Consider the following 24,943-nt stretch of genomic DNA (forward strand, 5'->3'; position numbering starts at 1 on the left):
TGCGCAAAACAGAGCAGGATCGGGGCGCATATGACAGGCATCGTTGCGATCATCGGGAGCGGTGTGATCGGCGCAGGTTGGGCCGCGCGTTTTCTGCTGGGCGGATGGCATGTGCGGGTCTTCGACCCGGACCCGGGTGCGGAAACTCGACTGGAGGCCACGATCGCCCGGGCGAAGGTCAGCCTGCCGGGTCTTTATGACACGCCGCTGCCGCCCCCGGGCCGCCTGAGCCTGCACGCGACGATCCCCGAGGCGGTCAGCGGCGCGACCTGGATCCAGGAAAACCTGCCCGAGCGGCTGGAGCTGAAGCGCAAGGTCTTCCAGACGATCCAAGCCGCCTGTGCGCCGGAGGCGATCCTCGCCTCCTCGAGCGCGGGGCTCACGCTCGACGCGCTGCGAGCCTGCGCCACAAGGCCCGCGCAGATCTGCGCCATCCGTCCCTGCGACCCGGTTTATCTGCTGCCTCTGGCGGAAGTGACCTGCCCGGAGCCTGCCGTCGCGGATCGGATCCAGGCCATCCTGACCGGGCTTGGCATGATCCCCTCAGATGGATCCGTAACGCAAAGCCTGCAGGCCGCGCTTCTCCGCCGGGCTCTGGAGATGATCCGCGATGGTGAGGCCAGCCCGGTCCAGATCGACGAGGCTCTGCGTCTCGGCCTCGCGCCCCTGTGGTCCCAGAGGGGGCCCTTTGGCACCGCCAGCGATGGGGCAGGACCGGCGCAATTCGCGTTGACGGAGGGGGCAGACGGCAAAGCCTGGACAGACAGCCCCGCCGACACCCCGGCCCTCAGCCGCTCCAGCCCTCCCGCCTCGGATGCGCGCTTTGTGCAGAGGGACGCAGCACTGGTCGGCATGCTCCGCGCGCTCAAGGCCGAAACCGTAGGCGCGGGGGCCGGTCTGGCCGACGCGGACCGGGCGCGGGTTCCGGCGCAGGGTGCGGATACGGCGCCGCTTCTGACAGCGGCCCGCACGGTCCCCCGGGACTGGGCCGATTATAACGGGCATATGACCGAGGCGCGGTATCTGCACGCTTTCGGCAATGCGACGGACCGCTTCATGGAGATCCTCGGCGTGGATGCCGATTACCTTGCCTCCGGGGGGAGCTTCTTCACCGCCGAGACCCATATCCGCCATCTGGCCGAGTTGCGCATCGGGGCCGCTTTCGAGATCCGGACCACCTGCCTCGACGGGACGGGCAAGCGCATGCATCTGTGGCATGAGATGCGCTGCGACGGAGTTCTCGTGGCGACGGGGGAGCATATGCTGATCCATGTGAGCCTTGAGACACGGCGCCCTGCGCCGCCTGCCTCTCCCGTGGCCGAGGCGCTGGCGCGGATCGCCCAGGCCCATGCGCGTCTGGCCACCGGGCCGGGCGTAGGCCGCGCCATTGGTGACCCGCGCTGAGGGGTGCGATCTGGCAAAAGCCCCCTTGAGAACAAAAACGGAACAAATTATCCTCATCCCATGGCGACTCGCAGTTTGACAAAGGCCGGGCTACAGGCGGGCAGCCTGCAGGATGCCCCCCGTCCGGGGGTCGAAGTCCTGCCCGAGATGACCCTGGCCCTGCGCCGGGTGCATGAGCTGACCGGCCCGGCGCGCTGGTGTCTCGCGGCCCTCGTGGCCCGGGCGCGCACGGGGCCCGTGATCTGGATCACGCCGCGCTGGCACGCGGATCAGCTCAACCCCCAGGGCCTCGCGCCGATCTGCGACCCGCGCCGGATCCTGACCGTGACCATCGAGCGGAAGGAAGACCTGCTCTGGTGCATGGAGGAGGCCCTGCGCAACGGGGCCGCGCCCGTGGTCGTGGCCGATCTGCCCGGGCCGCCGGGCCTGACCCCGGTGCGGCGGCTGCATCTGGCCGCCGAACAAGGCGGCACACGGCAGGAGGTCGCACCGCTCGGCCTGCTACTCACCCCGGATCAGGGGGGCGCCGCCGGGATCGAGAGCCGCTGGTCCCTCATGCCCGCCCATGCCAGCCGCCACAGCGCCTGGACCCTGACCCGGCTGCGCGCCCGCAACGCTCCCCCGGGGAGCTGGCGACTGACCGCGCCCACCAGCCCCGACGGCGCCTGGCGCACCTGCCGCGCCTCCGCCTGCGAGGGCGAACACGGGCGATCATAAGCGCGGCACTGCAGAGCAAGCGCCCTATGCAGCGGCCCAAACCCCGCTACCATGGGTGTATGAAACGTCGTGTCTTTTTGTGTAGTGCCCTTGTCTGGCCCCTCGCCGCCCAGGCGGCCCCTGTTCGTTACCAGCTCGCCCCGAAGAGCGAGGTGGAATTCACCTTCTTTCTCGCCGGCGCGCCAAGCCGTGGGCGCATGCCGATCCTCGATGCGGATCTGCGGCTCGATTTCCGACGGGTCTCTGCCTCGCGGGTCGCGGTCACGCTCGATGCGGCAGGGGCGCGGACAAACCTGCCTCTGGCCAATGGCGCGTTGAAAGGGCCGAGCATTCTGGACACGGCGCGCTTTCCACAGATCCGCTACACCAGCACCGCGGTGCGCGCGCAGGACGGCGGCGCGGCGGTCTCCGGCAATCTGGCGTTGCGCGATCGGACGCAACCGGTCGCCCTGGCCGCGCGGTTCTTTCGCCAACCGGACCGGGACCCGGGCGATCTCAGCCGCCTCGTAATTGAGCTACGTGGAGAGCTCAGCCGCTCCGCCTTTGGCGCCACGGGCTTTGCCGATCTCGTTGCGGACCGGATCGAGCTGCGCTGCCTTGCGACCATCGACCGGATCGGATGAGTGTGGCAGGATGCGCAAAGGCAATCTTGGTTAACAGATAGGTAAGGTTTTGGCCGCAAAGGTTAACGCAGCCCCGCGCACCGGAGCCGCCCATGACCACCCGCGCCCATACCGTCGCCTTTCAAGGCATCGAACCCCGTCCCGTTGAGGTGCAATGCGCCTTAAGCCCTGGTTTGCCTGGGTTTTTCATCGTTGGCTTGCCTGACAAGGCGGTTTCGGAGGCCCGTGAACGGGTGCGCGCGGCCATGTCCGCGCTTGGCCTGGCCCTGCCCTCGAAGCGAATCACGATTAATCTGTCGCCAGCGGACCTGCCCAAGGAAGGCTCCCATTTCGATCTGCCGATTGCGCTGGCCCTGATGGCCGCCCTGTCGATCATCCCACCGGAGGCCGCGGAAGGCACGCTCGCCCTTGGTGAGCTCTCCCTCGATGGCACATTGGTGCCGGTGCTGGGCGCCTTGCCCGCCGCGCTCGCCGCAGCCGAGAGCGGGCGCACCCTGCTCTGTCCCGATGCCTGCGGGCCGGAGGCGGCCTGGGTGGGCGGCACCACAGTTCTCGCTGCCGGTTCGCTTCTGGGCGTGATGCGTCATTTCACCGGCGCGGCGCGTTTGACCCCGGCGCAACCCGGCGAGGTTGTCGCCGCGCCGAACGTGCCCGATCTGTCAGAGGTGAAGGGGCAAGAACGGGCCAAGCGCGCGCTGGAGGTGGCGGCGGCTGGGCGACACCATCTCTTGCTCGTCGGCTCGCCGGGTTCGGGAAAATCCATGTTGGCCAAGCGCTTGCCCGGGATCCTGCCACCATTGGATGCTGCGGAGGCGCTCGAAACCTCGATGATCCATTCCCTCGCCGGGTTGATCGATGCCGGTGGGATTTCTCGCCTGCGACCATTTCGGGAGCCCCACCACACGGCCTCCAAAGCGGCCATGGTCGGGGGCGGGCGGCTGGCAAGGCCCGGGGAGATGTCCCTCGCCCATAACGGCGTGCTCTTTCTCGACGAGCTTCCGGAGTTCAACCGCGACGTTCTCGAGAGCCTGCGCCAGCCCGTGGAAACCGGCTCTGTCGTGGTCGCGCGCGCCAATGCCCATCTGCGCTACCCCTGCCGGTTTCTGCTGATCGCGGCGGCAAACCCTTGCAAATGCGGCCATATGTTCGAGCCCGCTCAAGCTTGCGGGCGCGCGCCCCTGTGCGGGGAGGACTATATGGCGCGGCTCTCGGAGCCGCTGCTTGATCGGTTCGACATTCGGCTGGATGTCCCACCGGTCAGTTTCTCGGATCTCGACGCACCAACCGAGAGCGAACGCTCCGAGGTTGTGGCCGCGCGCGTGGCCGAAGCCCGGGCCCGGCAAGCCGCGCGGTTCGACGGGATCGAGGGGATCAGGGTGAACGCGGATGCCGAGGGCAGCCTTCTGGAAGAGATCGCCCGGCCAGACGCAGAAGGGCGCGCCCTGTTGCAGGATGCAGCAGAGCGGTTCGGGCTGACCGCGCGGGGCTATCACCGGGTGCTCAAGGTCGCGCGCACCATCGCGGATCTCGATGGATCCGACGAGATCGCCCGTCCGCATCTGGCTGAGGCGCTGAGCTACCGGGTGTCTGTCCGGGAAAAGGTGGCCTGAACTTCAGGCCTTGCGCGCCTCGATGGCATCCCAGATCAGGCCCGCGCCATTTGTGCCATCGAAGCGCTCCAGCTCCTGCAGGCCCGTGGGCGAGGTGACGTTGATCTCGGTGAGATAGGGACCGATCACGTCGATGCCGACGAAGATCTGTCCTTTCTCGCGCAGGAAGGGACCGATGGCGGCGCAGATCTCGCGATCGCGCTCGGACAGTCCGATCGGCTCGGGGCGCCCTCCCACATGCATGTTCGAGCGGGTCTCGCCCGCCGCCGGCACCCGGTTGATCGCCCCAATCGGCGCGCCATCCACAAGGATGATCCGCTTGTCGCCCTTGGCCACATCCGGCAGGAATTGCTGCATGATCAGAGGCTCGCGGTTGATACCGGAAAAGAGCTCATGGAGGGAGTTCAGGTTGCGATCCTCGGCGGTCAGACGGAACACCCCGGCCCCGCCATTGCCGTAGAGCGGCTTGAGGATGACGTCCCCATATTCCGCTTTGAAGGCTTTCAGATCGTCGAGATTGCGCGCGATCATGGTGGGCGGCGTCAGATCGGGGAACTGCAGAACCAGCAACTTCTCCGGCGCGTTGCGCACCCAGAACGGGTCATTCACCACCAGCGTGTCCGCAGCGGCCATGTCCAGCAGATGGGTCGTGGTGATGTAGCCCATGTCAAAAGGCGGGTCCTGACGCAGCCAGATCACATCCATCTCCGACAGATCAACCGTCTCGCGCGGGCCGAGCACCGCCGGGGTCCCGGCAACGCGCTGGATTTCGGCCCAGTTGCCCGTGGCGACCAGCCTGCCGCGATCGAAGGTCAGATCCTCGGGGCCATAAACAAAGATGCGATGACCGCGCGCCTGTGCCTCTTCGGTGAGCCGGAAGGAGCTGTCAGCATCGATATCGACCTCGGTGATCGGGTCCATCTGAAAGGCAACATTCATGGCGCAGGGGCTCCTTCTGGCAGCATGCGCCCGTCTTGCCGCAGCGCGCAGGCCAGCGCAATGGCTGGCAGCCTGCCGGAATTCACATGGTGATGTTCGGAATCACACGAAAGCGTCCCATGCCATCGAGCGCGGCCAGATCCACGCGCATGTCCAACAGGGCCAGTTCGGGATGCACGCCGACAAAGGCTTCTGCTGCAGATTGAATACGTGCGACCTGCGACCAATGGAGGCTTTCAATGGCCCGGGCAAAGCTGCTGCTGGATTTCACCTCGACAAAGACCAGCAGGTCCCCACGCCGGAAGATCAGATCAATCTCGCCCTCCCCGCCACGCCATCGGCGGGCCAGCAAGACACAGCCACGGTCGAGATAGGCGCGTTCAATCCGCTCCTCGGCAGAGAGCCCTGAAAGATGGGCGCGCTGTCCACGATCGCGCAGCGCAGCATGGGCCGGGCCCGAGGTAAACTGAGGCAGAGTCGTTTCCATGCCCTGTTCTTTCATGAGCGACTTAAGACTTGCCTAAGATCGCGAGGGCTTGCTTGTAGACCTGCCGCCTTGGCGCCCCCGTGGCGGCGGTGACTTCGGCCACGGCGTCTTTGGCACTTTGGCTTGCCAGTGCGGCGGTCAGCATCCGCGTGATCTCTTCTGGCGAGATGTTACGCGCGGGGGCGGGGCCGACGAGGATCACGATCTCGCCTTTGGGCGGGGTTTCGGCGACCAGGCGGCAGAGCTCCGCCAGAGTGCCAGCCCGGATTTCCTCGAACCGCTTGGTGAGTTCGCGGGCGACCACGGCGGCCCGATCCTCCCCCAGGATCTCGGCCATATCACCGAGGCTTTTCTCCAGCCGTTTCGGGCTTTCATAGAAGATCAGGGTCCCCGGGACAGCGACCAGAGATTGCAACACCTTGCGCCGCGCGCCTTTGGCCGAAGGCATGAACCCTTCAAAGAAGAACCGGTCCGTGGGCAACCCGGCAATCGACAGGGCCGTCACCGCGGCAGAGGGTCCGGGCGCCGAGGTGACCCCGTGCCCCGCAGCCCGCGCGACCTGCACCAGGTCATAGCCCGGATCCGCGATCAGCGGCGTGCCTGCTTCGGAGGCGTAAACCACGAGTGCCCCCAAAGCGAGATGGGACAGGACCTTGTCCCGCATCTTGGCGCCCGAATGATCGTGATAGGCCAGCAGCGGCCGCCCGCCCACGGGCACGCCATGGATGTCCATCAAGCGCCGCAGGCTGCGCGTATCCTCGGCCACCAGCACATCTGCCTCACGCAGCAGATCCAACCCGCGCAAGGTGATGTCCCGGGCATTCCCGATCGGCGTCGTGACCAGAACAAGTTGGCCCGCGCGCGGGTCTGACATGGCTTCATTCCTCGTTTGGCAAGCCGGGCGACGCCCGTTTACATAGCGCTGCACGCCCTTTAGGTTCGGCCAGTGACGACCACCCCTGTTCCTGACCCCGATGCGCGGAGACCCGCATGTTCCCTGTTTTCCTCAAGACGCGCAAGGCTCTGCGCGCCGCCGCCCTGAGCCTGACGGCGTCGCTTGCCCTCGCGGCCTGCACGGTGCCCTCGGATATTGCCGGCGGTGGCCCCTCGATCAACGCCTCGCGCCCAGTGCCCGTGGCGCTCTTGCTGCCCTATGGCACGGAAATCGCAAACCAGACCGGGCTCGCGCGATCGCTGGAAAACGCCGCACGCCTCGCCATGGCGGACCTGAACGGGGTGACCATCGACCTCAAGGTCTATGCCACCGCGGGCAATGCCGAACAGGCCGCCGTGGTCGCGCAGGAAGCTGTAGGCGATGGTGCCAAGATCATCCTCGGGCCGGTGTTCTCGGCTGCGGCCAATGCGGCGGGCGTCGCCGTGGCGCGCTCGAACGTCAATGTCCTGAGCTTTTCGAACAACACTGACATCGCGGGGGGCAATGTCTTTGTCCTCGGCAACACCTTCCAGAACACGGCCCGGCGCGTGGTCTCCTATGCGTCCCAGCAGGGCTCGGGCAATGTGTTCGTCGCCTATCCCCAGACCACGGTCGGCGCGGTCGGGCGCGACGCGATCCTGCAGGCAGTGGCCGAGACCGGGGCCACGGCAGCGGGCAGCATCGGCTATGAAGCCTCGCAAACCGGCGTGGTAAACGCGGTGCCGCAGATCGCCGATGCGGTCCGGTCCAGTGGGGCCACGTCCCTCGTGATGGCCGACGACACCTCGGGCAGCATCCCGCTGCTGTCGCAGCTTCTGCCGGAGAACGGGATCGACCCGACAGTCACCCAGTTTGTCGGGCTCACCCGCTGGGACATTCCGGCCTCGAGCCTTGCGCTGCCCGGGTTGCAGGGCGGGATCTTTGCCCTGCCCGACCCGGCGCTGAGCGCGCAATTCGCGGACCGGTATCAGAGCACCTATGGCGCCCCGCCCCACCCGATTGCCGGGCTGGCCTATGACGGGATCGCCGCGATCGGCGCGCTGGTCACCACCCAGCAGAGCCGCGCCCTGACCGCCGCTGCCCTGACCCAAGGCTCGGGCTTTGCGGGCGTCACCGGGGCCTTCCGCCTGCGCGCGGATGGCACGAATGAGCGCGCGCTGGCCGTGGCCCGGATCACCAATCAGGCGGTGACCATCGTCTCGCCTGCCCAACGCAGCTTCGGGGTCGGAGGCTCCTAGACCGGTGCGCACCGAAACAACGGATGTGGGCGCGCCCACCGCGCCGACCACGCCCCCGCCCAGCCCCATTCTGGGATCCGCATTGGCGGATCTGTCCCTCGTGGCCCCGCCCGCGTCGATCTATGACATGGCCGGGATGCAGGCCAAGCTCGACGCGGCCTGCGTCGAGGCGGGCACGGATGCGGGCGCGACCCGGTCCGCGGTGGTCAAACTGCTCAAGGAGGCGCGCGCCAACGGGCTTCGCGCGATCCGCGATGCGTTCGACGCAGCCCCCTTTGCCGCGCGCGAGACCGTGCGCGCCTATGCCTATCTGACCGACGGGCTGGTCACCTCGGCGATCTATGTCGCCCGGCAACATCTGCATCCGCTGCACACGCCCACAGGGGGCGAGCGGCTCTCGGTGCTGGCCGTGGGCGGCTATGGGCGCGGGGAAATGGCGCTCCATTCCGATGTGGATCTGCTGTTTCTGACGCCCTACAAGATCACCCCCTGGGCCGAGAGCGTGATCGAGACCACGCTCTATATCCTCTGGGATCTGAAGCTGAAGGTCGGCCATGCTTCGCGCACGATCAAGGACTGCCTGCGGCTGGGGCGCGAGGATTACACGATCCGCACCGCCCTCTTGGAGAACCGGTTTCTCACCGGCGATGCGGCCCTTGCGGACGAGCTGCGCACACGTCTGAAAACCGAGCTCTTTCAGGGCACATCTCAGGACTATATCGAAGCCAAGCTCGAGGAACGCGAGCAACGCCACCTGCGTCAGGGCGGCCAGCGCTTCATGCTCGAACCCAATGTCAAAGAGGGCAAAGGCGGGCTCCGCGACCTGCAATCGCTCTATTGGATCGCAAAATATGTCCACGGGGTGGAGACGGTCGACGAGCTGGAGGAGATCGGGGTTTTTGCCCATGACGAGCATATCCTCTTTGACACGGCAGAGACCTTCCTCTGGGCGGTGCGCTGTCATCTCCATATCGTCTCGGGTCGGGCGACGGACCAGCTGACCTTTGATCTGCAGGTCGAGGTCTCGGACCGCATGGGCTTCAAGGATCGCGACGGGCGACGGGGGGTGGAGCATTTCATGCAGCTCTATTTCCGCCATGCCACGAGCGTGGGCGACCTGACCCGGATCTTCCTGACCGCGTTGGAGGCGAGCCACGCCAAGCGGGAGCCGCGCCTGATCGGGCTTTTGAAACGCAAGCGCAAGAAGAAGGTGAAGGACACTTACGAGATCCGCCAGAACCGTCTGGCCATCGCGGATCCGGACAGCTTCTTCACCGATCCGGTGAACATCCTGCGGATCTTCGAGGAGGCCTTGCGCACGGGCTATCTGCTCCACCCGGATGCCATGCGGATCATCAAGGCCAACCTGTCCCTGCTGGACAAAACCGTGCGCTCGAACAAGGAAGCCAACCGGATCTTCTTTGACACGCTCTTGAAGCACGGCAACCCCGAGCGGGCCTTGCGGCGGATGAACGAGCTCGGCGTTCTGGGTACGCTCATCCCCGAGTTCCAGAAGATCGTCGCGATGATGCAATTCAACGTCTACCACCAATACACGGTGGACGAGCACATCATCCAATGCATCTCGAACCTCGCCCAGATCGAGCGTGGTGAGCTGGTCGAGAGCCTGCCGGTGGCGAGCCGGATCCTGAAGGGCGGCGTGGATCGCAAGGTGCTCTATACGGCGATGCTCCTCCACGATATCGGCAAGGGGCGCCCCGAGGATCACTCGGTCGTGGGCGCACAGATCGCCCGTCGCGTCGCCCCCCATATGGGCTTTAACGCCAAGGATTGCGAAACGGTCGAATGGCTGGTGCGCTATCACCTGCTGATGTCCGACATGGCCCAGAAGCGCGATATCTCGGACCCGCGCACGATCCGCGACTTTGCCAAGGCTGTGCGGAGCAAGGAGCGGCTCGATCTGCTCACGGTTCTGACGGTCTGCGATATCCGCGGCGTGGGGCCCGAGACATGGAACAACTGGAAGGCCCAGCTGATCCGGGCGCTTTACCGTCAGACCTCCGAAGCGCTGGAGAACGGGCTCGAGGATCTCAACCGCGAAACCCTGGAGACCGAGGCCAAGCGCGCCCTGCGTGCCGCTCTCAGCGAATGGCCCCGCAAGGAGCTGCGCGCGGAGACTGGGCGCCATTACGGGCCCTATTGGCAGGGTCTGCCGGCGGATGCCCATGTCGCGGTCGCCAATCTGCTCCGGGGGATCGAGGATGACGAGGTGCGCCTCGATCTGACCCTCGATGTGGACCGGGATGTCACGCGGATTGCCTTTGCCATGTCCGACCATCCGGGCATCTTTGCCCGGCTCGCGGGGGCGCTGGCCCTGGTCGGCGCGAATGTGGTCGATGCGCGGACCTATACCACCAAGGACGGCTACGTGACCGCGTGCTTCTGGGTGCAGGATGCCGAGGGCAAACCCTACGAGGAATCCCGCCTGCCCCGCCTGCGCAAGATGATCGACAAGACGCTGAGCGGCGAGGTCGTCACCCGCGAGGCCATGGTCAGCCGCGACAAGGTCAAGAAACGCGAGAGCCAGTTCCGCTTCCCGACTTCGATCAGCTTCGACAATGAAGGCTCGGAAATCTACACGCTCATCGAGGTGGATACCCGCGACCGGCCCGGCCTGCTCTTTGATCTGGCCCGGACCCTCGCGGAGGCGAATATCTACGTCGCCTCTGCGCAGATCGCGACCTATGGCGCGCAGGTGGTCGACACCTTCTACGTCAAGGACATGTTCGGGCTGAAACTGCATGGCGCGTCGAAACTCGCCACGATCGAAAAGCGCCTGCGCGCCGCGATCGAGAACGGGGCCGAGCGCGCACAGTCATGACCGGTGAGCCTGCCCCGCACCGCCCGAGGGCGCGGCGATGAAACCGATCCGCCTGATGGCCGGGTTCATGACCGTGGGCCTCTGGACCATGGCGAGCCGGGTGCTGGGCTTCGTGCGCGACATCCTTCTGGCGAGCCTGCTTGGGGCCGGGCCGGTGGCGGATGCGTTCTTTGTGGCCTTTTCGCTCCCCAATATGTTTCGCCGGTTCTTTGCCGAGGGCGCATTCAACATGGCCTTCGTGCCGATGTTCTCGAAGAAGCTCGAAGCGGGGGAGGATGCGGACGGCTTTGCCCGGGATGCGCTTTCAGGGCTGGCGCTCGTCCTGATCGCCTTCACGCTGCTGGCGCTGGCGGCGATGCCCTGGCTGGTGCTGGCCATGGCCTCGGGCTTTGCCGGGGATGCGCGGCTGGACCTCGCGGTCGGGTTCGGGCGGATCGTCTTTGTCTATATCCTGTTTATCTCGCTCGCGGCGCTCCTGTCCGGGGTTCTCAACGCGACGGGGCGTTTCGCGGCAGCGGCAGCAGCACCGATCCTTCTGAACGTGGTACTGATCGCAGTGCTTCTGATCGCCCAGACCGGTGTGCTGGCCGAGACGCTGACCCTGCCCGCCCCGGGCAGCACGCCGATCGCCGGGCTGCATCACGGGACCATGCTGGCCATCGGCGTGGTGATCGCCGGGATCGCACAGCTCTGGCTTCTGTGGAGGGCCGCGGCACAGGCTGGGTTTGACCTGCGCCCGCGCCGTCCGCGTATGACGCCCGAGCTCAAGCGCCTCGCCATCATCGCCGCACCGGCTGCGCTGGCCGGGGGCGTGGTTCAGGTCAACCTGCTGGTCGGACGGCAGGTGGCGAGCTTCTTCGACGGGGCTATTGCCTGGCTGACTTATGCGGATCGGCTCTACCAGCTGCCGCTCGGCGTGGTGGGCATCGCCATCGGTGTGGTGCTCCTGCCGGATCTGTCCCGCCGCCTACAGGCCGGGGACACCGCCGGGGGGCGCGACGCGTTCAACCGGGCGGGCGAGATCTGCCTGACGCTGACGGTCCCTGCCGCCGTGGCGCTGATCGCGATCCCCGAGGCGCTGATCTCGGTCCTGTTCGAGCGCGGGCGCTTCACCGCCGAGGACACCGCCGCCACCGCCCTCGCCGTTGCGGTTTATGGCATCGGTCTGCCGGCCTTCGTGCTGCAAAAGGTGTTCCAACCGCTCTATTTCGCGCGCGAGGACACGCGCACGCCCCTGCGCTTTGCCCTCTGGGCCATGGTGGTGAATGCGGTTGTGGCGATCTGCCTCGCGCCGGTCATCGGCTATATCGCAGCCGCGCTCGGCGCGACGCTGGCGGGCTGGACCATGGTCTGGCTCCTCTGGCGCGGGACCCGCAGCCTGGGCGAGGCGGCCGCGATCGATGCGCGCTTTGCCCAGCGGCTCTGGCGGATCGTTGCCGCGTCGCTGGCCATGGGCGCGCTGCTCTGGGGGGCGGAGATGCTGCTGACCGAGGCCCTGCGCACGCCGACCCTGCGCTACGGGGCGCTGGCCCTGCTGGTGGGGTTCGGCATCGCGAGCTACGGCGTGATCGGCCACCTGATTGGCGCCTTCCGCATCGCCGAGATCAAGGGCGCCCTGCGCCGGAAGCGGGGCTGACCCCTCAGCGCTTGCGCAATTTGGCCAGCACGCGGTTCCAGCCGCCCGGCACCAGCAGGAAGCTGAGCCCGAAGCCAGCCACAAACCCGCTCAGATCCGCGACCCAATCCATGCCCACTTCGAAGAAGATCGCAAAGAGGAGCTGGATCCCAAGGAGCATCCCGATCAGCGAGAAGGCCCGGTATTGCTGGCCGCCCGTCGCGATAAGCGACACCCAGAGCAGGAAGGTATAGGCCCCGATCAAACCGTAGACCCCGGGATAGCCACCGATCAGCGGCAGCTCTGCATCCAGCAAAAGACCATAGACCAGCGCCCCGGCAATGGCCGACGCCCAGAAGATCGTCAGGAAGGCGAGCCCGCCGAACACCTCGGAGACCATCTTGCCCATGGCCAGCACGAAGATCGCGACAAAGACCGCATGGGTGAAGCTCGCATGGATCAGCGGATAGGTCAGGAACCGCGCCAGCTGATCCGGTGGGAAGCGCCCATTGGCCAGCATCCAGTCGAAGACCTGATCCACGAAGCCGAAATCCCGGATCGCCGCCAGACGCCAGCCCACCGCCTCGGGCCCGCCGATGATCCCCCGCATCCCGAGACTGAAGAGCGCCTCGATCCCGATCACCACGACCGCAAGGGCCACGACCAGAGGCGGCAAGGGATTGAAGGGCGATTCCGGGGTGGGTGTCATCTTGCTTGCGGGCCTTTGCGTCACGGCGGCTGGTTGACGAGTGCTGGGGCCATGGGTAAGCGACGCAACGGGGCGCGTCCAGCCCGCCCCTTTCCGTGCCACGCCGCCAGATCGAAAGGCCCCGCCATGACCGAGACCGAAACCAGCTTCACCCCGCGGGTCTTCTCCGGCATCCAGCCCTCGGGCGGGCTGACCCTGGGCAACTATCTCGGCGCGATCAAACGCTTCGTGGACATGCAGGAGAGCGGGATCCAGACCCTCTATTGCATGGTGGATCTGCACGCGATCACCGTGTGGCAGGACCCGGCGGACCTGACCCGGAACACGCGGGAGCTTGCCGCGGGCTATCTCGCCGCCGGGATCGATCCGTCCAAATCCATGCTCTTCAACCAGAGCCAGGTGCCCGAGCACGCCCAGCTCGGCTGGATCTTCAACTGCGTGGCGCGCATGGGCTGGATGAAGCGGATGACCCAGTTCAAGGACAAGGCGGGCAAGAATGCCGAGAACGCCTCCCTGGGTCTTTTTGGCTATCCGGCGCTGATGGCGGCGGACATCCTGATCTATCATGCCACCCATGTGCCCGTGGGCGAGGACCAGAAGCAGCATATCGAGCTGACCCGGGACATTGCCGCGAAGTTCAACCATGACTTTGGCGTCGACTTCTTCCCGATGACCGAGCCGGTGATCGAAGGGGCCGCGACCCGGGTGATGTCCCTGCGCGACGGCTCCAAGAAGATGTCGAAATCCGACCCGTCGGATATGAGCCGGATCAACATGACCGATGACGCGGACACGATCGCCAAGAAGATCCGCAAGGCCAAGACCGATCCCGAGCCCCTGCCCGAGACCCTCGACGGACTGGCCGAGCGTCCCGAGGCGCGCAACCTCGTGAATATCTACGCCGCCCTTGCGGATCAGAGCGTCGAGGCGGTGATCGCCGAGCATGCGGGGGCGCAATTCGGGGCCTTCAAGCCCGCGCTGGTGGATCTGGCGGTGGACAAGCTCGCCCCGATCTCGACCGAGATGGCGCGGCTGATGAATGATCCGGCCGAGATCGACCGCCTGCTGGGTCAGGGTGCGGCCCAGGCGCGGGAGATCGCGACGCCGATCCTTGAGAAGACCTACGATATCGTGGGCATGGTCCGCAGCTGACCTAAGCAAATGCGCACAAAAGGCGTGCTCCGGCGCGCCTTTTGTGATCCTGTGCAGAGGCATAGGTTCTCCGATGAAAGGAGATCTTCATGTCTGCTACCGATCTCGATACCGCCCCTACCCGTGCCACGCCCGCCCCGGTTCCCGTCCCGACCTTGGGCCATGTTCACCTCAAGGTGGCCAATCTCGACCGCGCGCTTGGGTTTTACCGGGACCTTCTGGGCTTTGAGGTGATGGAGCGTATGGGCGCGGATGCGGCCTTTCTCGCGACTGACGGCTACCACCACCACCTCGCGCTGAACACGTGGGAGAGCAAGGATGCCAGCCCGCCCCCGCCGGGCCATACCGGGCTCTTTCACGCGGCCTTCCTCTACAAGGACCGCGCGGATCTGGGTGCCGTAGTCAAACGGGTGCTCGATGCGGGCTACCGACTCGACGGCGCCTCGGATCACGGGGTGAGCGAGGCGGTCTATCTGCGCGACCCGGACGGCAATGGGGTAGAGCTCTACCGGGACCGTCCTCGGGCCGATTGGCCCCGCCGATCGGATGGGTCTTTGAAGATGACAAGCCAGCGCCTTGATTTGGCAGCGCTTTTGGCCGAGGCGCACCCTGAACAATCCTAGCAACTTCACAAAACTGTTGCGATTTGCGCATATCCGATATGCGCAGAGGGGTTGGCAAACGCGTTTGTATCCTCTAACTAACACGCTCCGACAAAAATCGTGGAGGCAACCATGGCGTATCTGAACGCAAAACCGCAATCCGTGCGGTCTGTACCGACGACCCCGAATGAAAAATCCGCATCCCCGGATGAGGTCGTCAAAACCCCGGCTGGCCCGGGCACGATGAATTACCAGCTGGGTTTCGCCGCAGGCTGAGACCCGCATAAGAGTTTTCGCGAGGCGGCTCTGTCCGCCTCGCCCCATACCCCGGACGACCGTCCCGACGCCCCGTCCCACCCTTTCCCGAAAACCGATGGACCTTACCCCCGGACGCCCCTAGCGTGCGCCTGAGGAGGACGTGACATGGCGACGGGCACCAATATCCACACCTATTTCGAGGGCCGCTGGCATAAGGGCGATGTCCCGATCATGCGCGCGGCGGATCACGGATCCTGGCTCGGCAGCACGGTGTTTGACGGCGCGCGCTATGTGAACGGGCTCGTGCCCGATCTCGCCGCCCATTGCGCCCGGGTGAATGCCTCGGCCGAGGCGCTGATGATCACGCCCACGGTCACCACCGAAGAGATGGTTGCGCTCACCCATGAGGGGTTGGCGCTCTATCCCAAGGACGCGGCCGTCTATATCCGCCCGATGTATTGGGCGCTCGATGGCGGAACGCTCGCCGTCGCCCCGAAGGAAGGCGCGACCGGCTTTGCCATCTGCCTCGAAGAGATCCCCATGGCCCCGCCCGAGGCGGCCACGACCCTGACCCGCACGCGGTTCCGCCGCCCGGTGCTGGAGGACAACCTGACCAATGCCAAGGCCGGCTGCCTCTATCCCAACAATGCGCGGATGCTGGTGGAGGCGAGCCGCAAAGGCTTCGGCAATGCGCTGGTGGCCGATGCCATGGGCAATGTGGCCGAGAGCGCGACCTCGAATGTCTTTATCGTGCGCGACGGCACGGTGATGACACCGATCCCCAACGGCACCTTCCTCGCCGGGATCACCCGGGCCCGGCATATGGCCAACCTGCGCGCCGATGGGGTCGAGGTAATCGAGAGCGTGCTGAGCTTCGAGGATGTCGAGGCCGCGGATGAGGTGTTTCTTACCGGAAACATGATGAAAATCACCCCGGTCACCGCCTTTGATGATCGCCAGTATCAGGTCGGCCCGATCACGCGCCGGGCCCGCGAACTCTATTGGGACTGGGCCCACTCGGCCTGAGGTGCGCAGGGGTCGCATGGCATATTCGTTGCCAACCCATGCGGCATTCGCCATGATGGCGTTCGGACTGGAGGCCCCCAATGCGCAAGTTTCTCGTCGTTCTCGATGACAGCCGTGAATGTTTGAATGCCATGCGCTTTGCGGCCATGCGTGCTGCGAGCACGGGCGGCGGTGTGCAAATCCTCTCGGTGATTCCCCCCGATGAGTTCAACCACTGGATCGGCGTGGGCGAGGTCATGCGCGAAGAGAGCCGCGAGCGGATCGTGGCGCATTTCGAGGTTTTTGCGAAATGGATGCGCGACAAGCAATCCATCGACCCAGAGCTTGTGATCCGCGAGGGCGAGCCCGTGGACGAGATCCTCGGTCAGATCACCACTGATCGCGAGATCGGGGTGCTCGTGCTGGGTGCAGGCACGGGGCGCAAAGGGCCCGGGCCGCTGGTCTCGGCCCTTGTGAAATCCTCGGGGACCCTGCCCGTGCCGCTGACCATCGTGCCGGGCGAGTTGAGCAAGGATCAGCTCGAGGCGGTCTGCTAGGGCAGTTTCCGCCGAGCGGTGTCACTTTTCGCGCTGCGGATGATTTAGAATCGTTCCAACTTCTTGACCCTGCCCGCCAGACGGCGCATATAAGGTGCAACCCGAACGGAGGCTGTCCATGTTTATTCAGACTGAATCCACGCCGAACCCGGCGACCCTGAAATTCCTGCCCGGCCAGACCGTTCTGGAGACCGGCACGGCCGACTTCCCCAGCGTGGAAGCGGCCAGCGCATCGCCCCTTGCCGGGCGCATCTTTGCCGTGGATGGCGTGACCGCCGTGTTCTTCGGAACCGACTTCGTCACCGTCACCAAAGGCGAAGCGGTGGAATGGGACCATATCAAGCCAGCCGTCCTCGGCGCCGTGATGGAACACTACCAATCCGGCGACGCGGTCATGACCGGAGAGGCCAGCGCGCCTGCCGGTCACGCCAGCCATGATGGACCCGATTCCGCGATTGTCGGCCAGATCAAGGAGTTGCTCGACACCCGCGTCCGCCCCGCCGTGGCGCAGGATGGCGGCGACATCACCTTCCACGGCTTTGACCGCGGCATCGTCTATCTGCACATGCAGGGCGCCTGCGCCGGCTGCCCCTCCTCGACCCTCACGCTGAAAATGGGGATCGAGAACCTGCTGCGCCATTATATCCCCGAGGTTCTGGAAGTCCGGCCCGTTGCAGCCTGACCGAGGACCCGTTCTCGCCTTCGATACCGCGGCCGCGCATTGCGCGGCTGCTTTGTTTTGGGATGGGGAGATCCGCATCTCCCGCACCGAGACCATGGCCAAGGGACAGGCCGAACGCCTGATGCCCCTGCTGGAGGAGGTTCTGGCCGAGGGCGGAGCCGCTTGGGCGGATCTGACGGCGCTCGGGGTCGGGATCGGCCCCGGCAATTTCACAGGCATCCGGATTTCCGTGGCCGCCGCCCGCGGGCTGGGGCTGGGCCTCGGCGTGCCGGTGGTTGGGGTTTCAGAGCTAGAGGCGTTGGCCTTCGAGGCAGAAGGTCCAGCGCTCGCCAGCCTCGATGCACGGCGCGGCAATGCCTATCTGCAAGGCTTCGGCGCGGAGGGCGCGCCTCTGGCGCCTCCGATCATGGCGCCCGTTGACATCGCGGCCTTGCCGGACACCGGCCCCGCCCCCCTTTGCTTGGGCGACTTTGCCGAGGATCTTGCGGCGCGCTGCGGCGGCACAGTCGCCCCGCCCCGCCATCCCCTGCCCGAGGCCATTGCTCGCATCGCTGCCCAGCGCGCGCGCCCGGACCTGCCGCCGCCCGCGCCGCTCTACTTGCGGCCAGCGGATGCCGCCCCGGCCAAGCCCGCCCCGGCCCTGCTCACTCCGTGATGGAACCGGTCACGATGGCCGAAATCCACGCGGCCAGCTTCATCACGCCCCGGCCCTGGTCAGCCCATGAATTCGCCGACCTCCTAGCCCGTGCCGATTGCTTTCAGGTGGCCTTGCCCGGCGGCTTCGCCATTGGCCAGGTCCTCGGTCCGGAGGTGGAGCTTCTCACCCTCGCCGTGGATCCAACCCAACGCCGCCAAGGGCTTGCCCGGTCCCTGATGACCGCCTTCCACGCCGAGGCCCACGCCCGCGAGGCCGAGGAAGTCTTTCTCGAAGTCGCCGCTGAAAACACCCCCGCCCGCGCCCTTTACGAGAGCTGCGGCTACACGCAGGCCGGTCGGCGACGGCGCTATTACCGTCACCCGGACGGCAGCCGGAGCGACGCGCTCATCCTGCGGCGCAACCTTGCGCAGCACTGACGTTATGTCACCCGCCCAAGCCTCAGGCATTCGCCCGCAAATCGCGCGCTTTGGCCCGGAATCCTGTTGACGTTACCCGGAGGCCCCGCCTTACTTGGCCCGATCATTCGATCTGCTTGGGTGTGCAGGGTGACCCGATCCAGAGGCAACCGCACTCCGAAACCAACTGGGAGACGTGAGATGACCATGATGCAGAAACTGCTCGGCGCCGCAGGGGCAATGGCGCTGTCAGCCGGGGCGGCCCATGCCGAGCCCGCGCTGATTTTCGATCTGGGTGGCAAGTTCGACAAATCCTTCAACGAGGCGGCCTATACGGGTGCGCAGCGCTGGGTAGAAGAAACCGGCGGCAGCTATCGCGAGATCGAGCTGACCTCCGAAGCCCAGCGCGAGCAGGCCCTGCGCCGCTTTGCCGAAGCCGGCAACAACCCCATCGTGATGACCGGCTTTGCCTTCGGCAATGTGCTGGGCGAAGTGGCCCCGGATTACCCGGAGACCAGCTTTGCGATCATCGACATGGTGGTGGATGCCCCGAATGTGCGCTCGGTCGTGTTCAACGAGCATGAGGGCTCTTACCTTGTGGGTATGATGGCGGGCATGGCGTCGGAATCCGGCACGGTGGGCTTTATCGGCGGCATGGATATCCCGCTGATCCGCAAATTTGCCTGTGGCTATGCCCAGGGCGTCAAGGCGGCCAATCCCGACGCCACCGTCATCCAGAACATGACCGGCACCACCCCGGCAGCCTGGAATGACCCGGTGAAGGGCGGCGAGCTGACCCGGGCCCAGATCAGCCAGGGCGCGGACGTGGTCTATGCGGCCGCAGGCGGCACCGGCGTGGGCGTGCTGCAGACCGCAGCCGACGAGGACATCCTCTCCATCGGTGTGGACAGCAACCAGAACTACCTCTTCCCGGGTGAGGTTCTGACCTCGATGCTCAAGCGCGTGGACAACGCCGTCTATGAAGCCATGACCGACGGCCCCGGCTTCGAGACCGGCTTCCGCGTGCTGGGCCTCGCCGAAGAGGGCGTGGGCTACGCCGTGGACGAGTTCAATGCCGAGCTGGTCTCCGAAGACATGATGGCCGCCGTGGAAGCGGCCAAGGCCAAGATCATCGCCGGTGAGATCACCGTCCATGACTACATGTCCGACAACTCCTGCCCGGTGATGTAAGCCAGACGCAGACGACACGACCGGCGTGCGCGGGCCAGACACTCGCGCGCGCCAGACCAATACGGGGTGGGCATATGGCAGACACGCAGGCGCCGGCGATCGAACTTCGCGGCATTTCCAAAGCCTTCGGGCCGGTTCAGGCGAACAAGGACATCTCCATCCGGGTCATGCCCGGCACCATCCACGGCATCATCGGCGAGAATGGCGCGGGCAAATCCACGCTGATGAGCATCCTCTACGGCTTCTACAAGGCCGATGCGGGCGAGATCTTTATCAAGGGCGACCTGACCCAGATCCCCGACAGCCAGGCCGCGATCCGCGCCGGGATCGGCATGGTGTTCCAGCATTTCAAGCTGGTCGAGAATTTCACGGTGCTCGAAAATGTCGTGCTCGGCGCCGAAGAGGGGGCGCTGCTCCGCCCATCGTTGGCCAAGGCGCGCAAGCTCCTCAAGGAGCTGTCGGACGAATATGAGCTGAACGTAGACCCAGATGCACTGATCGAGGATCTGAGCGTTGGCCACCAGCAGCGGGTCGAGATCCTCAAGGCACTCTATCGCAAGGCCGATATCCTGATCCTGGACGAGCCCACGGGGGTGCTGACCCCGGCCGAGGCCGACCACCTGTTCCGCATCCTCGAAGGCCTGAAGGCCGAGGGCAAGACGATCATCCTGATCACCCACAAGCTGCGCGAAATCATGGAGACGACGGATACGGTCTCGGTCATGCGCCGGGGCCAGATGACCGCCACCGTGAAAACCGCCGAGACCAGCCCCGAAGAGCTCGCCGAGCTGATGGTCGGGCGCAAAGTGCTCTTGCGGGTGGACAAGACCCCGGCCCAACCCGGCGCGCCGATCCTGCAGGTCGAGAACCTGCGCGTGGTGGATGACCAAGGTGTCGAGCGGGTCAAGGGGATCTCCTTTGACGTGCGTGCGGGCGAGGTGCTGGGCATTGCCGGGGTGGCCGGGAACGGCCAGTCCGAACTGCTCGAGGTACTGGGCGGGATGATCACTGCCACGGGCCGCGTGACCCTGAACGGGACCGAGATCGACCTGAGCGGCAAGCATTCCAACGGCAAGACCCGGCGCGAACGGGGCATCGCCCATGTGCCCGAGGATCGGCAGGCCGAGGGCCTGATCATGGAATACCATGCCTGGGAAAACGTTGCCCTCGGCTATCACGAGGACCCCGCCTTCAACCGCGGTTTCCTGATGGATAACAAGGCGATCCGCACCGATGCCGAGGGCAAGATTGCCCGGTTCGATGTGCGGCCCGCCAATTGCTGGCTCTCGGCCAAGAACTTCTCCGGCGGCAACCAGCAGAAGATCGTGCTCGCCCGCGAGATCGAACGGAACCCGGAACTTCTGCTCGTGGGTCAGCCAACCCGCGGCGTGGATATCGGCGCGATCGAGTTCATCCACCAGCAGATCATCGCCCTGCGCGATGCGGGCAAGGCCATCCTGCTGGTCTCTGTGGAGCTGGAGGAGATCCTCGCCCTCTCGGACAGGGTCGCGGTGATGTTCGACGGTCAGATCATGGGCGAGCGCCCGGCCCATGCCACGAACGAAAAAGAGCTCGGTTTGCTGATGGCCGGGATCACCGAGACCCAGACGGAGGTTGCCTGACATGGACCGCATGCCGAAATGGGCCGATGCCCTGCTGGTGCCCCTGCTCAGCGTTCTGATAGCCTTCGTAATCTCGGGCCTTGTGATCGTCGCCATTGGGGAGAACCCTTGGGAGGCGCTCAAGCTGATGATCACGGGCGCGCTCGGCTCGACCTATGGCTGGGGCTATACCCTTTATTACGCAACGAATTTCATCTTCACTGGCCTCGCGGTGGCCGTCGCCTTCCATGCGCGGATGTTCAATATCGGTGGCGAGGGGCAGGCCATGCTCGGCGGGCTGGGCGTGGCGTTGGTCTGCCTCTACTTACCCCTGCCCCACTGGCTCTTGGTGCTGCCCATCGCGATCATCGGCGGGGCGATCTTCGGCGCGGCCTGGGCGGCGATCCCGGCCTACCTGCAGGCGAAACGCGGCAGCCATATCGTGATCACCACGATCATGTTCAACTTCATCGGCGCGGCCCTTCTGAACTACCTCTTGGTGAATGTCCTGCGCCCCGAGGGGAACATGGATCCGGCCACGGCCAAATTCCCCGAGGGCAGCCACCTGCCGACGCTCCATGACCTGCTGGCCCCGTTGGGGATCGAGTTCTCGCGCTCCGCCCCGGCCAATGTCAGCCTGCTGATCGCGCTCTTGGCCTGTTACCTCTTCTGGCTGCTGATCTGGCGGACGCGGCTCGGCTACGAGATCCGGACCTATGGCAATTCCGAGACCGCCGCCGTCTATGCCGGTTATGGCCCCACCAAGATCATCATGGCGGCCATGCTGATCTCCGGCGGCCTCGCGGGGATGATGGCGATCAACAACGTGATGGGGGAGGCGGAACGGCTGGTCCTGAACGCGGTCGAAGGCGCGGGCTTCATCGGCATCGCCGTGGCCCTGATGGGGCGGTCGCACCCGGTGGGTGTGTTCCTCGCCGCGATCCTCTTTGGCTTCCTCTATCAGGGCGGCGCCGAACTGGCGCTTTGGACCAGCATTCCGCGCGAGTTGATCGTGGTGATCCAGGCCCTCGTGATCCTCTTCACCGGGGCGCTCGACAACATGGTCCGGATGCCGGTTGAGAAGGTCTTCATGGCGCTGAACAAGCGCAAGGCCGCCAAAGCCGCATCGGAGCCTGCGGAGTGATGGCCGTGTTCTGGGACTACCTGCCCGCGCTGCTCGCGGCCTGGGGGATCCAGCTGGTGGGCGTGATGTCCCCGGGGCCCTCGGTGGCTCTCTTGCTGGGGGTTGGCACGGCGCAGGGCGCGCGCGCGGCGCTCCTGACATGCGCCGGTATCGCGAGCGGATCGATCATCCTCTCTCTCTCAACCGTGCTTGGCCTGACGGTGATCTTCGCGCAACTGGCCGAGGCCATGCTTGTCCTGAAACTGCTCGGCGCGGGCTATCTCGCCTGGCTCGCCTTTGGCGCCTTTCGCCGGGCCGTAAGCCCACCCCCTCCGCCAAGCCCCGCCAGCATACGGGCGTCCGCCACGCGGCTGGCACGGCGTGGTTTCCTGCTGCAGGTGACGAACCCGAAGGCCATCTTCTTCTGGATTGCCATCGCAAGCCTTGGTGGACTTGCCGCCGCACCCTGGCCAGTGATCACGGTCTTCGTTGCAGGAGCCTTCCTGAACTCCTTTATCGGCCACGGGCTCTGGGGGCTGGTCTTTGCCTCCCCGCCCATGCGGCGCCTCTACCTCTCGGGGCGGCGTTGGGTCGAGGGCGCACTCGGCGCATTCTTCGCCTTTGCCAGCTACAAACTTCTGACCACGAGGATCTGAGCCATGGATTTCGCCACCCTCCTGCAGGTCCTCGACAGCACCATCCGTCTGGCCACGCCGCTCTTGCTGGCCTGCCTCGCCGGGCTCTTCTCCGAACGCGCCGGGATCTTCGATATCGGGCTGGAGGGCAAGATGCTTGCCGCGGCCTTCCTGTCCGCCGCCGTCGCCGCCGTGACCGGCTCGGTTTGGGTCGGGCTTCTGGCGGGGATCTTCGCGGCGCTCCTCTTCTCGGCGATCCATGGGCTCGCCTCGATCACCTTCCGGGGCAACCAGCTGATCTCGGGCGTGGCGATCAACTTCCTCGCTGCGGGGTTAACGGTCCTGATCGCCCAAAGCTGGTTCAGCCAAGGCGGGCGCACCCCTTCCCTCCTCGGCGGCGCGCGGTTCGAGCCGATCACCCTGCCCTTTGCGGAGGCGCTGCAGGGCGTGCCGCTCTTCGGGCCGATCTACTACGAGCTAATTTCCGGCCACACGATCCTCGTCTATGTGGCGATGCTGGCCGTGCCCGCGACTTGGTACATCCTGTTTCGGACGCGGTTCGGTCTGCGCCTGCGCGCGGTGGGCGAGAATCCGGCCGCCGTGGACACGGCAGGCATCTCGGTCGTGGGCCTACGCTATGCCGCTGTCGGGATCTGCGGCCTGCTCTGCGGGCTCGCGGGCGCCTATCTGGCCACCGGCCTTTCGGCGGGCTTCGTCAAGGACATGACCGCAGGCCGGGGCTATATCGCCCTCGCCGCCCTGATCTTTGCGAAGTGGCGGCCCTGGTACGCGCTGATGGCCTGCCTGCTCTTTGGCTTCCTCGAGGCGATCGCCAACCGGTTCCAGAATATCGAGGTCCTCAGCATCCCGATCCCAGTGCAGCTGATGCAGGCGCTTCCCTACATTTTGACCGTCGTGATCCTCGCGGGTTTCGTCGGCAAGGCAATCCCCCCTCGCGCTGGTGGGGAACCCTATGTTAAGGAGCGCTAAGCCAATCTGCGTCGGTGCGTCCATTGCGTCCGGTGCACCGCCACGACTAAGCTGAGCCATGCAAATTTACCTCCCCATTGCCGAGGTTTCGGTTAACGCGTTCCTGCTTCTGGGACTGGGGGGGATCGTCGGGGTCCTCTCGGGTATGTTCGGGGTCGGCGGCGGGTTTCTGATGACCCCGCTGCTGTTTTTCATCGGCATTCCGCCCGCCGTGGCCGTGGCCACCGAGGCGAATCAGATCGTCGCTTCCTCCTTCTCCGGCGTGCTGGCCCATCTCAGGCGAAAGACCGTGGATCTCCGAATGGGGACCGTCCTCCTGGTGGGAGGTCTTGTCGGGGCCGCAGTCGGCGTGGTGCTCTTTAACTACCTGAAATCACTGGGTCAGGTCGATCTTCTGGTGAAGCTCTGCTACGTGGTTTTCCTCGGCGTGGTCGGCAGCCTCATGTTCATCGAGAGCCTGAACGCGATCCGCAAGTCGAAGAAAGCCGGCGGCGCCCCGCCGAAGCGGCGGCAGCGGAACTGGGTGCATTCGCTCCCCTTCAAAATGCGCTTCCGCACCTCGGGCCTCTATATCTCGGTGATCCCGCCCATCGCGGTTGGCTTCTTCGTGGGCATACTCGCGGCAATCATGGGGGTCGGCGGCGGCTTCATCATGGTGCCCGCAATGATCTATGTGCTCGGCATGCCCACCAAGGTGGTGGTCGGCACCTCGCTCTTCCAGATCATCTTTGTGACGGCCTTCACCACGCTGCTCCACGCGACGACGAACTTCACTGTGGATATGGCGCTGGCGGTGCTCCTGCTGATCGGGGGGGTGATTGGCGCACAGATCGGCACCGCGATCGGCACCAAGCTGAAGGCCGAGCAACTCCGCGTGCTGCTCGCCGCGCTCGTGCTCGCAGTCTGTGGCAAGCTGGCCTTCGATCTGCTGGTGATGCCGTCCGAGCTCTATTCCATCGGCGCGGGGGGGCACTGA

General features: G+C 65.7%; 25 protein-coding genes. 21 read left to right on the forward strand and 4 right to left on the reverse strand.

Annotated features, from left to right (window positions below; translation table 11 throughout):
• The first annotated feature begins 30 nt into the window (after positions 1-30).
• From ACP153_RS03305 to ACP153_RS03320, 4 genes are all read left to right on the forward strand, one after another.
• Positions 31-1,404: a thioesterase family protein gene (locus tag ACP153_RS03305; protein ID WP_424969544.1), complete on the forward strand. Its 1,374-nt coding sequence runs from the start codon at positions 31-33 to the stop codon at positions 1,402-1,404.
• A gap of 60 nt (positions 1,405-1,464) precedes the next feature.
• Complete coding sequence (locus tag ACP153_RS03310) at positions 1,465-2,121, forward strand: ImuA family protein (protein WP_424969545.1); 657 nt, start codon at positions 1,465-1,467, stop codon at positions 2,119-2,121.
• A 59-nt stretch (positions 2,122-2,180) separates the two neighbouring features.
• On the forward strand, positions 2,181-2,744 hold the full coding sequence (locus ACP153_RS03315) for a YceI family protein (RefSeq protein WP_424969546.1): 564 nt from the start codon (positions 2,181-2,183) through the stop codon (positions 2,742-2,744).
• A gap of 92 nt (positions 2,745-2,836) precedes the next feature.
• Positions 2,837-4,354: a YifB family Mg chelatase-like AAA ATPase gene (locus tag ACP153_RS03320; RefSeq protein ID WP_424969547.1), complete on the forward strand. Its 1,518-nt coding sequence runs from the start codon at positions 2,837-2,839 to the stop codon at positions 4,352-4,354.
• 3 nt (positions 4,355-4,357) lie between these two features.
• On the opposite strand, the gene gshB is transcribed toward ACP153_RS03320, so the two are convergent.
• The 3 genes from gshB to rsmI all read right to left on the reverse strand — a co-directional run bounded on the left by gshB (position 4,358) and on the right by rsmI (position 6,654).
• Positions 4,358-5,293, reverse strand: a complete 936-nt coding sequence (gshB, locus tag ACP153_RS03325) for a glutathione synthase (RefSeq protein ID WP_424969548.1) — start codon at positions 5,291-5,293, stop codon at positions 4,358-4,360.
• Between the two features lie 82 nt (positions 5,294-5,375).
• Positions 5,376-5,780 (reverse strand): YraN family protein, encoded by a 405-nt coding sequence (locus ACP153_RS03330; RefSeq protein ID WP_424969549.1) that lies wholly within the window; start codon positions 5,778-5,780, stop codon positions 5,376-5,378.
• Between the two features lie 22 nt (positions 5,781-5,802).
• Complete coding sequence (gene rsmI, locus ACP153_RS03335) at positions 5,803-6,654, reverse strand: 16S rRNA (cytidine(1402)-2'-O)-methyltransferase (RefSeq protein WP_424969550.1); 852 nt, start codon at positions 6,652-6,654, stop codon at positions 5,803-5,805.
• A 116-nt stretch (positions 6,655-6,770) separates the two neighbouring features.
• Between rsmI and ACP153_RS03340 the strand changes: the two genes are divergently transcribed.
• From ACP153_RS03340 to murJ, 3 genes are all read left to right on the forward strand, one after another.
• Complete coding sequence (locus ACP153_RS03340) at positions 6,771-7,952, forward strand: penicillin-binding protein activator (RefSeq protein WP_424969551.1); 1,182 nt, start codon at positions 6,771-6,773, stop codon at positions 7,950-7,952.
• 127 nt (positions 7,953-8,079) lie between these two features.
• Positions 8,080-10,794, forward strand: coding sequence for a [protein-PII] uridylyltransferase (locus tag ACP153_RS03345; RefSeq protein ID WP_424970003.1), 2,715 nt, complete (start codon positions 8,080-8,082; stop codon positions 10,792-10,794).
• Between the two features lie 37 nt (positions 10,795-10,831).
• Positions 10,832-12,430, forward strand: a complete 1,599-nt coding sequence (murJ, locus tag ACP153_RS03350) for a murein biosynthesis integral membrane protein MurJ (protein WP_424969552.1) — start codon at positions 10,832-10,834, stop codon at positions 12,428-12,430.
• Positions 12,431-12,434: 4 nt separating this feature from the next.
• On the opposite strand, the gene ACP153_RS03355 is transcribed toward murJ, so the two are convergent.
• On the reverse strand, positions 12,435-13,118 hold the full coding sequence (locus tag ACP153_RS03355) for a rhomboid family intramembrane serine protease (protein ID WP_424969553.1): 684 nt from the start codon (positions 13,116-13,118) through the stop codon (positions 12,435-12,437).
• Positions 13,119-13,244: 126 nt separating this feature from the next.
• On the opposite strand from ACP153_RS03355, the gene trpS reads away from it, so the two are divergent.
• The 14 genes from trpS to ACP153_RS03425 all read left to right on the forward strand — a co-directional run bounded on the left by trpS (position 13,245) and on the right by ACP153_RS03425 (position 24,943).
• The gene (gene trpS, locus ACP153_RS03360) at positions 13,245-14,270 is read left to right on the forward strand and encodes a tryptophan--tRNA ligase (protein WP_424969554.1); all 1,026 of its coding nucleotides are present in this window, start codon (positions 13,245-13,247) and stop codon (positions 14,268-14,270) included.
• An 89-nt stretch (positions 14,271-14,359) separates the two neighbouring features.
• Positions 14,360-14,893: a VOC family protein gene (locus tag ACP153_RS03365; protein WP_424969555.1), complete on the forward strand. Its 534-nt coding sequence runs from the start codon at positions 14,360-14,362 to the stop codon at positions 14,891-14,893.
• Between the two features lie 111 nt (positions 14,894-15,004).
• The gene (locus ACP153_RS03370; protein ID WP_424969556.1) at positions 15,005-15,148 is read left to right on the forward strand and encodes a hypothetical protein; all 144 of its coding nucleotides are present in this window, start codon (positions 15,005-15,007) and stop codon (positions 15,146-15,148) included.
• A 147-nt stretch (positions 15,149-15,295) separates the two neighbouring features.
• The gene (locus ACP153_RS03375) at positions 15,296-16,156 is read left to right on the forward strand and encodes a branched-chain amino acid aminotransferase (RefSeq protein WP_424969557.1); all 861 of its coding nucleotides are present in this window, start codon (positions 15,296-15,298) and stop codon (positions 16,154-16,156) included.
• Positions 16,157-16,236: 80 nt separating this feature from the next.
• Positions 16,237-16,692, forward strand: coding sequence for a universal stress protein (locus ACP153_RS03380; RefSeq protein ID WP_424969558.1), 456 nt, complete (start codon positions 16,237-16,239; stop codon positions 16,690-16,692).
• Between the two features lie 118 nt (positions 16,693-16,810).
• Positions 16,811-17,374, forward strand: coding sequence for a NifU family protein (locus ACP153_RS03385; protein ID WP_424969559.1), 564 nt, complete (start codon positions 16,811-16,813; stop codon positions 17,372-17,374).
• Positions 17,364-18,029 carry a tRNA (adenosine(37)-N6)-threonylcarbamoyltransferase complex dimerization subunit type 1 TsaB gene (tsaB, locus tag ACP153_RS03390; RefSeq protein WP_424969560.1) on the forward strand — a complete coding sequence of 222 codons (666 nt, stop codon included), beginning with the start codon at positions 17,364-17,366 and terminating at the stop codon, positions 18,027-18,029. The genes ACP153_RS03385 and tsaB overlap by 11 nt, the downstream gene beginning before the upstream one ends.
• The gene (gene rimI, locus ACP153_RS03395; RefSeq protein WP_424969561.1) at positions 18,029-18,448 is read left to right on the forward strand and encodes a ribosomal protein S18-alanine N-acetyltransferase; all 420 of its coding nucleotides are present in this window, start codon (positions 18,029-18,031) and stop codon (positions 18,446-18,448) included. Before tsaB ends, rimI begins: the two co-directional genes overlap by 1 nt.
• Positions 18,449-18,628: 180 nt before the next feature.
• Positions 18,629-19,618 (forward strand): BMP family lipoprotein, encoded by a 990-nt coding sequence (locus ACP153_RS03400; protein ID WP_424969562.1) that lies wholly within the window; start codon positions 18,629-18,631, stop codon positions 19,616-19,618.
• A gap of 74 nt (positions 19,619-19,692) precedes the next feature.
• Positions 19,693-21,240: an ABC transporter ATP-binding protein gene (locus ACP153_RS03405; RefSeq protein WP_424969563.1), complete on the forward strand. Its 1,548-nt coding sequence runs from the start codon at positions 19,693-19,695 to the stop codon at positions 21,238-21,240.
• 1 nt (position 21,241) lies between these two features.
• Positions 21,242-22,363 (forward strand): ABC transporter permease, encoded by a 1,122-nt coding sequence (locus ACP153_RS03410; RefSeq protein WP_424969564.1) that lies wholly within the window; start codon positions 21,242-21,244, stop codon positions 22,361-22,363.
• The gene (locus ACP153_RS03415) at positions 22,363-22,998 is read left to right on the forward strand and encodes a LysE family translocator (protein WP_424969565.1); all 636 of its coding nucleotides are present in this window, start codon (positions 22,363-22,365) and stop codon (positions 22,996-22,998) included. The genes ACP153_RS03410 and ACP153_RS03415 overlap by 1 nt, the downstream gene beginning before the upstream one ends.
• 3 nt (positions 22,999-23,001) lie before the next feature.
• Positions 23,002-23,967 carry an ABC transporter permease gene (locus tag ACP153_RS03420; protein ID WP_424969566.1) on the forward strand — a complete coding sequence of 322 codons (966 nt, stop codon included), beginning with the start codon at positions 23,002-23,004 and terminating at the stop codon, positions 23,965-23,967.
• A 58-nt stretch (positions 23,968-24,025) separates the two neighbouring features.
• Positions 24,026-24,943 carry a sulfite exporter TauE/SafE family protein gene (locus ACP153_RS03425; RefSeq protein ID WP_424969567.1) on the forward strand — a complete coding sequence of 306 codons (918 nt, stop codon included), beginning with the start codon at positions 24,026-24,028 and terminating at the stop codon, positions 24,941-24,943.

Source organism: Dinoroseobacter sp. S76, assembly GCF_049801095.1.
GTDB lineage: Bacteria > Pseudomonadota > Alphaproteobacteria > Rhodobacterales > Rhodobacteraceae > Dinoroseobacter.

Bases quoted from the DNA above. Each gene is read 5' to 3' on its own strand.
- ACP153_RS03310 (WP_424969545.1), top strand. From the start codon at position 1,465: ATGGCGACTCGCAGTTTGACAAAGGCCGGGCTACAGGCGGGCAGCCTG.
- ACP153_RS03380 (WP_424969558.1), top strand. From the start codon at position 16,237: ATGCGCAAGTTTCTCGTCGTTCTCGATGACAGCCGTGAATGTTTGAAT.
- ACP153_RS03425 (WP_424969567.1), top strand. From the start codon at position 24,026: ATGCAAATTTACCTCCCCATTGCCGAGGTTTCGGTTAACGCGTTCCTG.
- ACP153_RS03330 (WP_424969549.1), bottom strand. From the start codon at position 5,780: ATGGAAACGACTCTGCCTCAGTTTACCTCGGGCCCGGCCCATGCTGCG.
- ACP153_RS03315 (WP_424969546.1), top strand. From the start codon at position 2,181: ATGAAACGTCGTGTCTTTTTGTGTAGTGCCCTTGTCTGGCCCCTCGCC.
- ACP153_RS03400 (WP_424969562.1), top strand. From the start codon at position 18,629: ATGACCATGATGCAGAAACTGCTCGGCGCCGCAGGGGCAATGGCGCTG.
- murJ (WP_424969552.1), top strand. From the start codon at position 10,832: ATGAAACCGATCCGCCTGATGGCCGGGTTCATGACCGTGGGCCTCTGG.
- trpS (WP_424969554.1), top strand. From the start codon at position 13,245: ATGACCGAGACCGAAACCAGCTTCACCCCGCGGGTCTTCTCCGGCATC.
- ACP153_RS03340 (WP_424969551.1), top strand. From the start codon at position 6,771: ATGTTCCCTGTTTTCCTCAAGACGCGCAAGGCTCTGCGCGCCGCCGCC.
- ACP153_RS03345 (WP_424970003.1), top strand. From the start codon at position 8,080: ATGGCCGGGATGCAGGCCAAGCTCGACGCGGCCTGCGTCGAGGCGGGC.
- ACP153_RS03385 (WP_424969559.1), top strand. From the start codon at position 16,811: ATGTTTATTCAGACTGAATCCACGCCGAACCCGGCGACCCTGAAATTC.
- ACP153_RS03365 (WP_424969555.1), top strand. From the start codon at position 14,360: ATGTCTGCTACCGATCTCGATACCGCCCCTACCCGTGCCACGCCCGCC.
- rsmI (WP_424969550.1), bottom strand. From the start codon at position 6,654: ATGTCAGACCCGCGCGCGGGCCAACTTGTTCTGGTCACGACGCCGATC.
- ACP153_RS03305 (WP_424969544.1), top strand. From the start codon at position 31: ATGACAGGCATCGTTGCGATCATCGGGAGCGGTGTGATCGGCGCAGGT.
- ACP153_RS03415 (WP_424969565.1), top strand. From the start codon at position 22,363: ATGGCCGTGTTCTGGGACTACCTGCCCGCGCTGCTCGCGGCCTGGGGG.
- ACP153_RS03410 (WP_424969564.1), top strand. From the start codon at position 21,242: ATGGACCGCATGCCGAAATGGGCCGATGCCCTGCTGGTGCCCCTGCTC.
- ACP153_RS03420 (WP_424969566.1), top strand. From the start codon at position 23,002: ATGGATTTCGCCACCCTCCTGCAGGTCCTCGACAGCACCATCCGTCTG.
- ACP153_RS03355 (WP_424969553.1), bottom strand. From the start codon at position 13,118: ATGACACCCACCCCGGAATCGCCCTTCAATCCCTTGCCGCCTCTGGTC.
- ACP153_RS03375 (WP_424969557.1), top strand. From the start codon at position 15,296: ATGGCGACGGGCACCAATATCCACACCTATTTCGAGGGCCGCTGGCAT.
- ACP153_RS03405 (WP_424969563.1), top strand. From the start codon at position 19,693: ATGGCAGACACGCAGGCGCCGGCGATCGAACTTCGCGGCATTTCCAAA.
- ACP153_RS03320 (WP_424969547.1), top strand. From the start codon at position 2,837: ATGACCACCCGCGCCCATACCGTCGCCTTTCAAGGCATCGAACCCCGT.
- gshB (WP_424969548.1), bottom strand. From the start codon at position 5,293: ATGAATGTTGCCTTTCAGATGGACCCGATCACCGAGGTCGATATCGAT.
- ACP153_RS03370 (WP_424969556.1), top strand. From the start codon at position 15,005: ATGGCGTATCTGAACGCAAAACCGCAATCCGTGCGGTCTGTACCGACG.
- rimI (WP_424969561.1), top strand. From the start codon at position 18,029: ATGGAACCGGTCACGATGGCCGAAATCCACGCGGCCAGCTTCATCACG.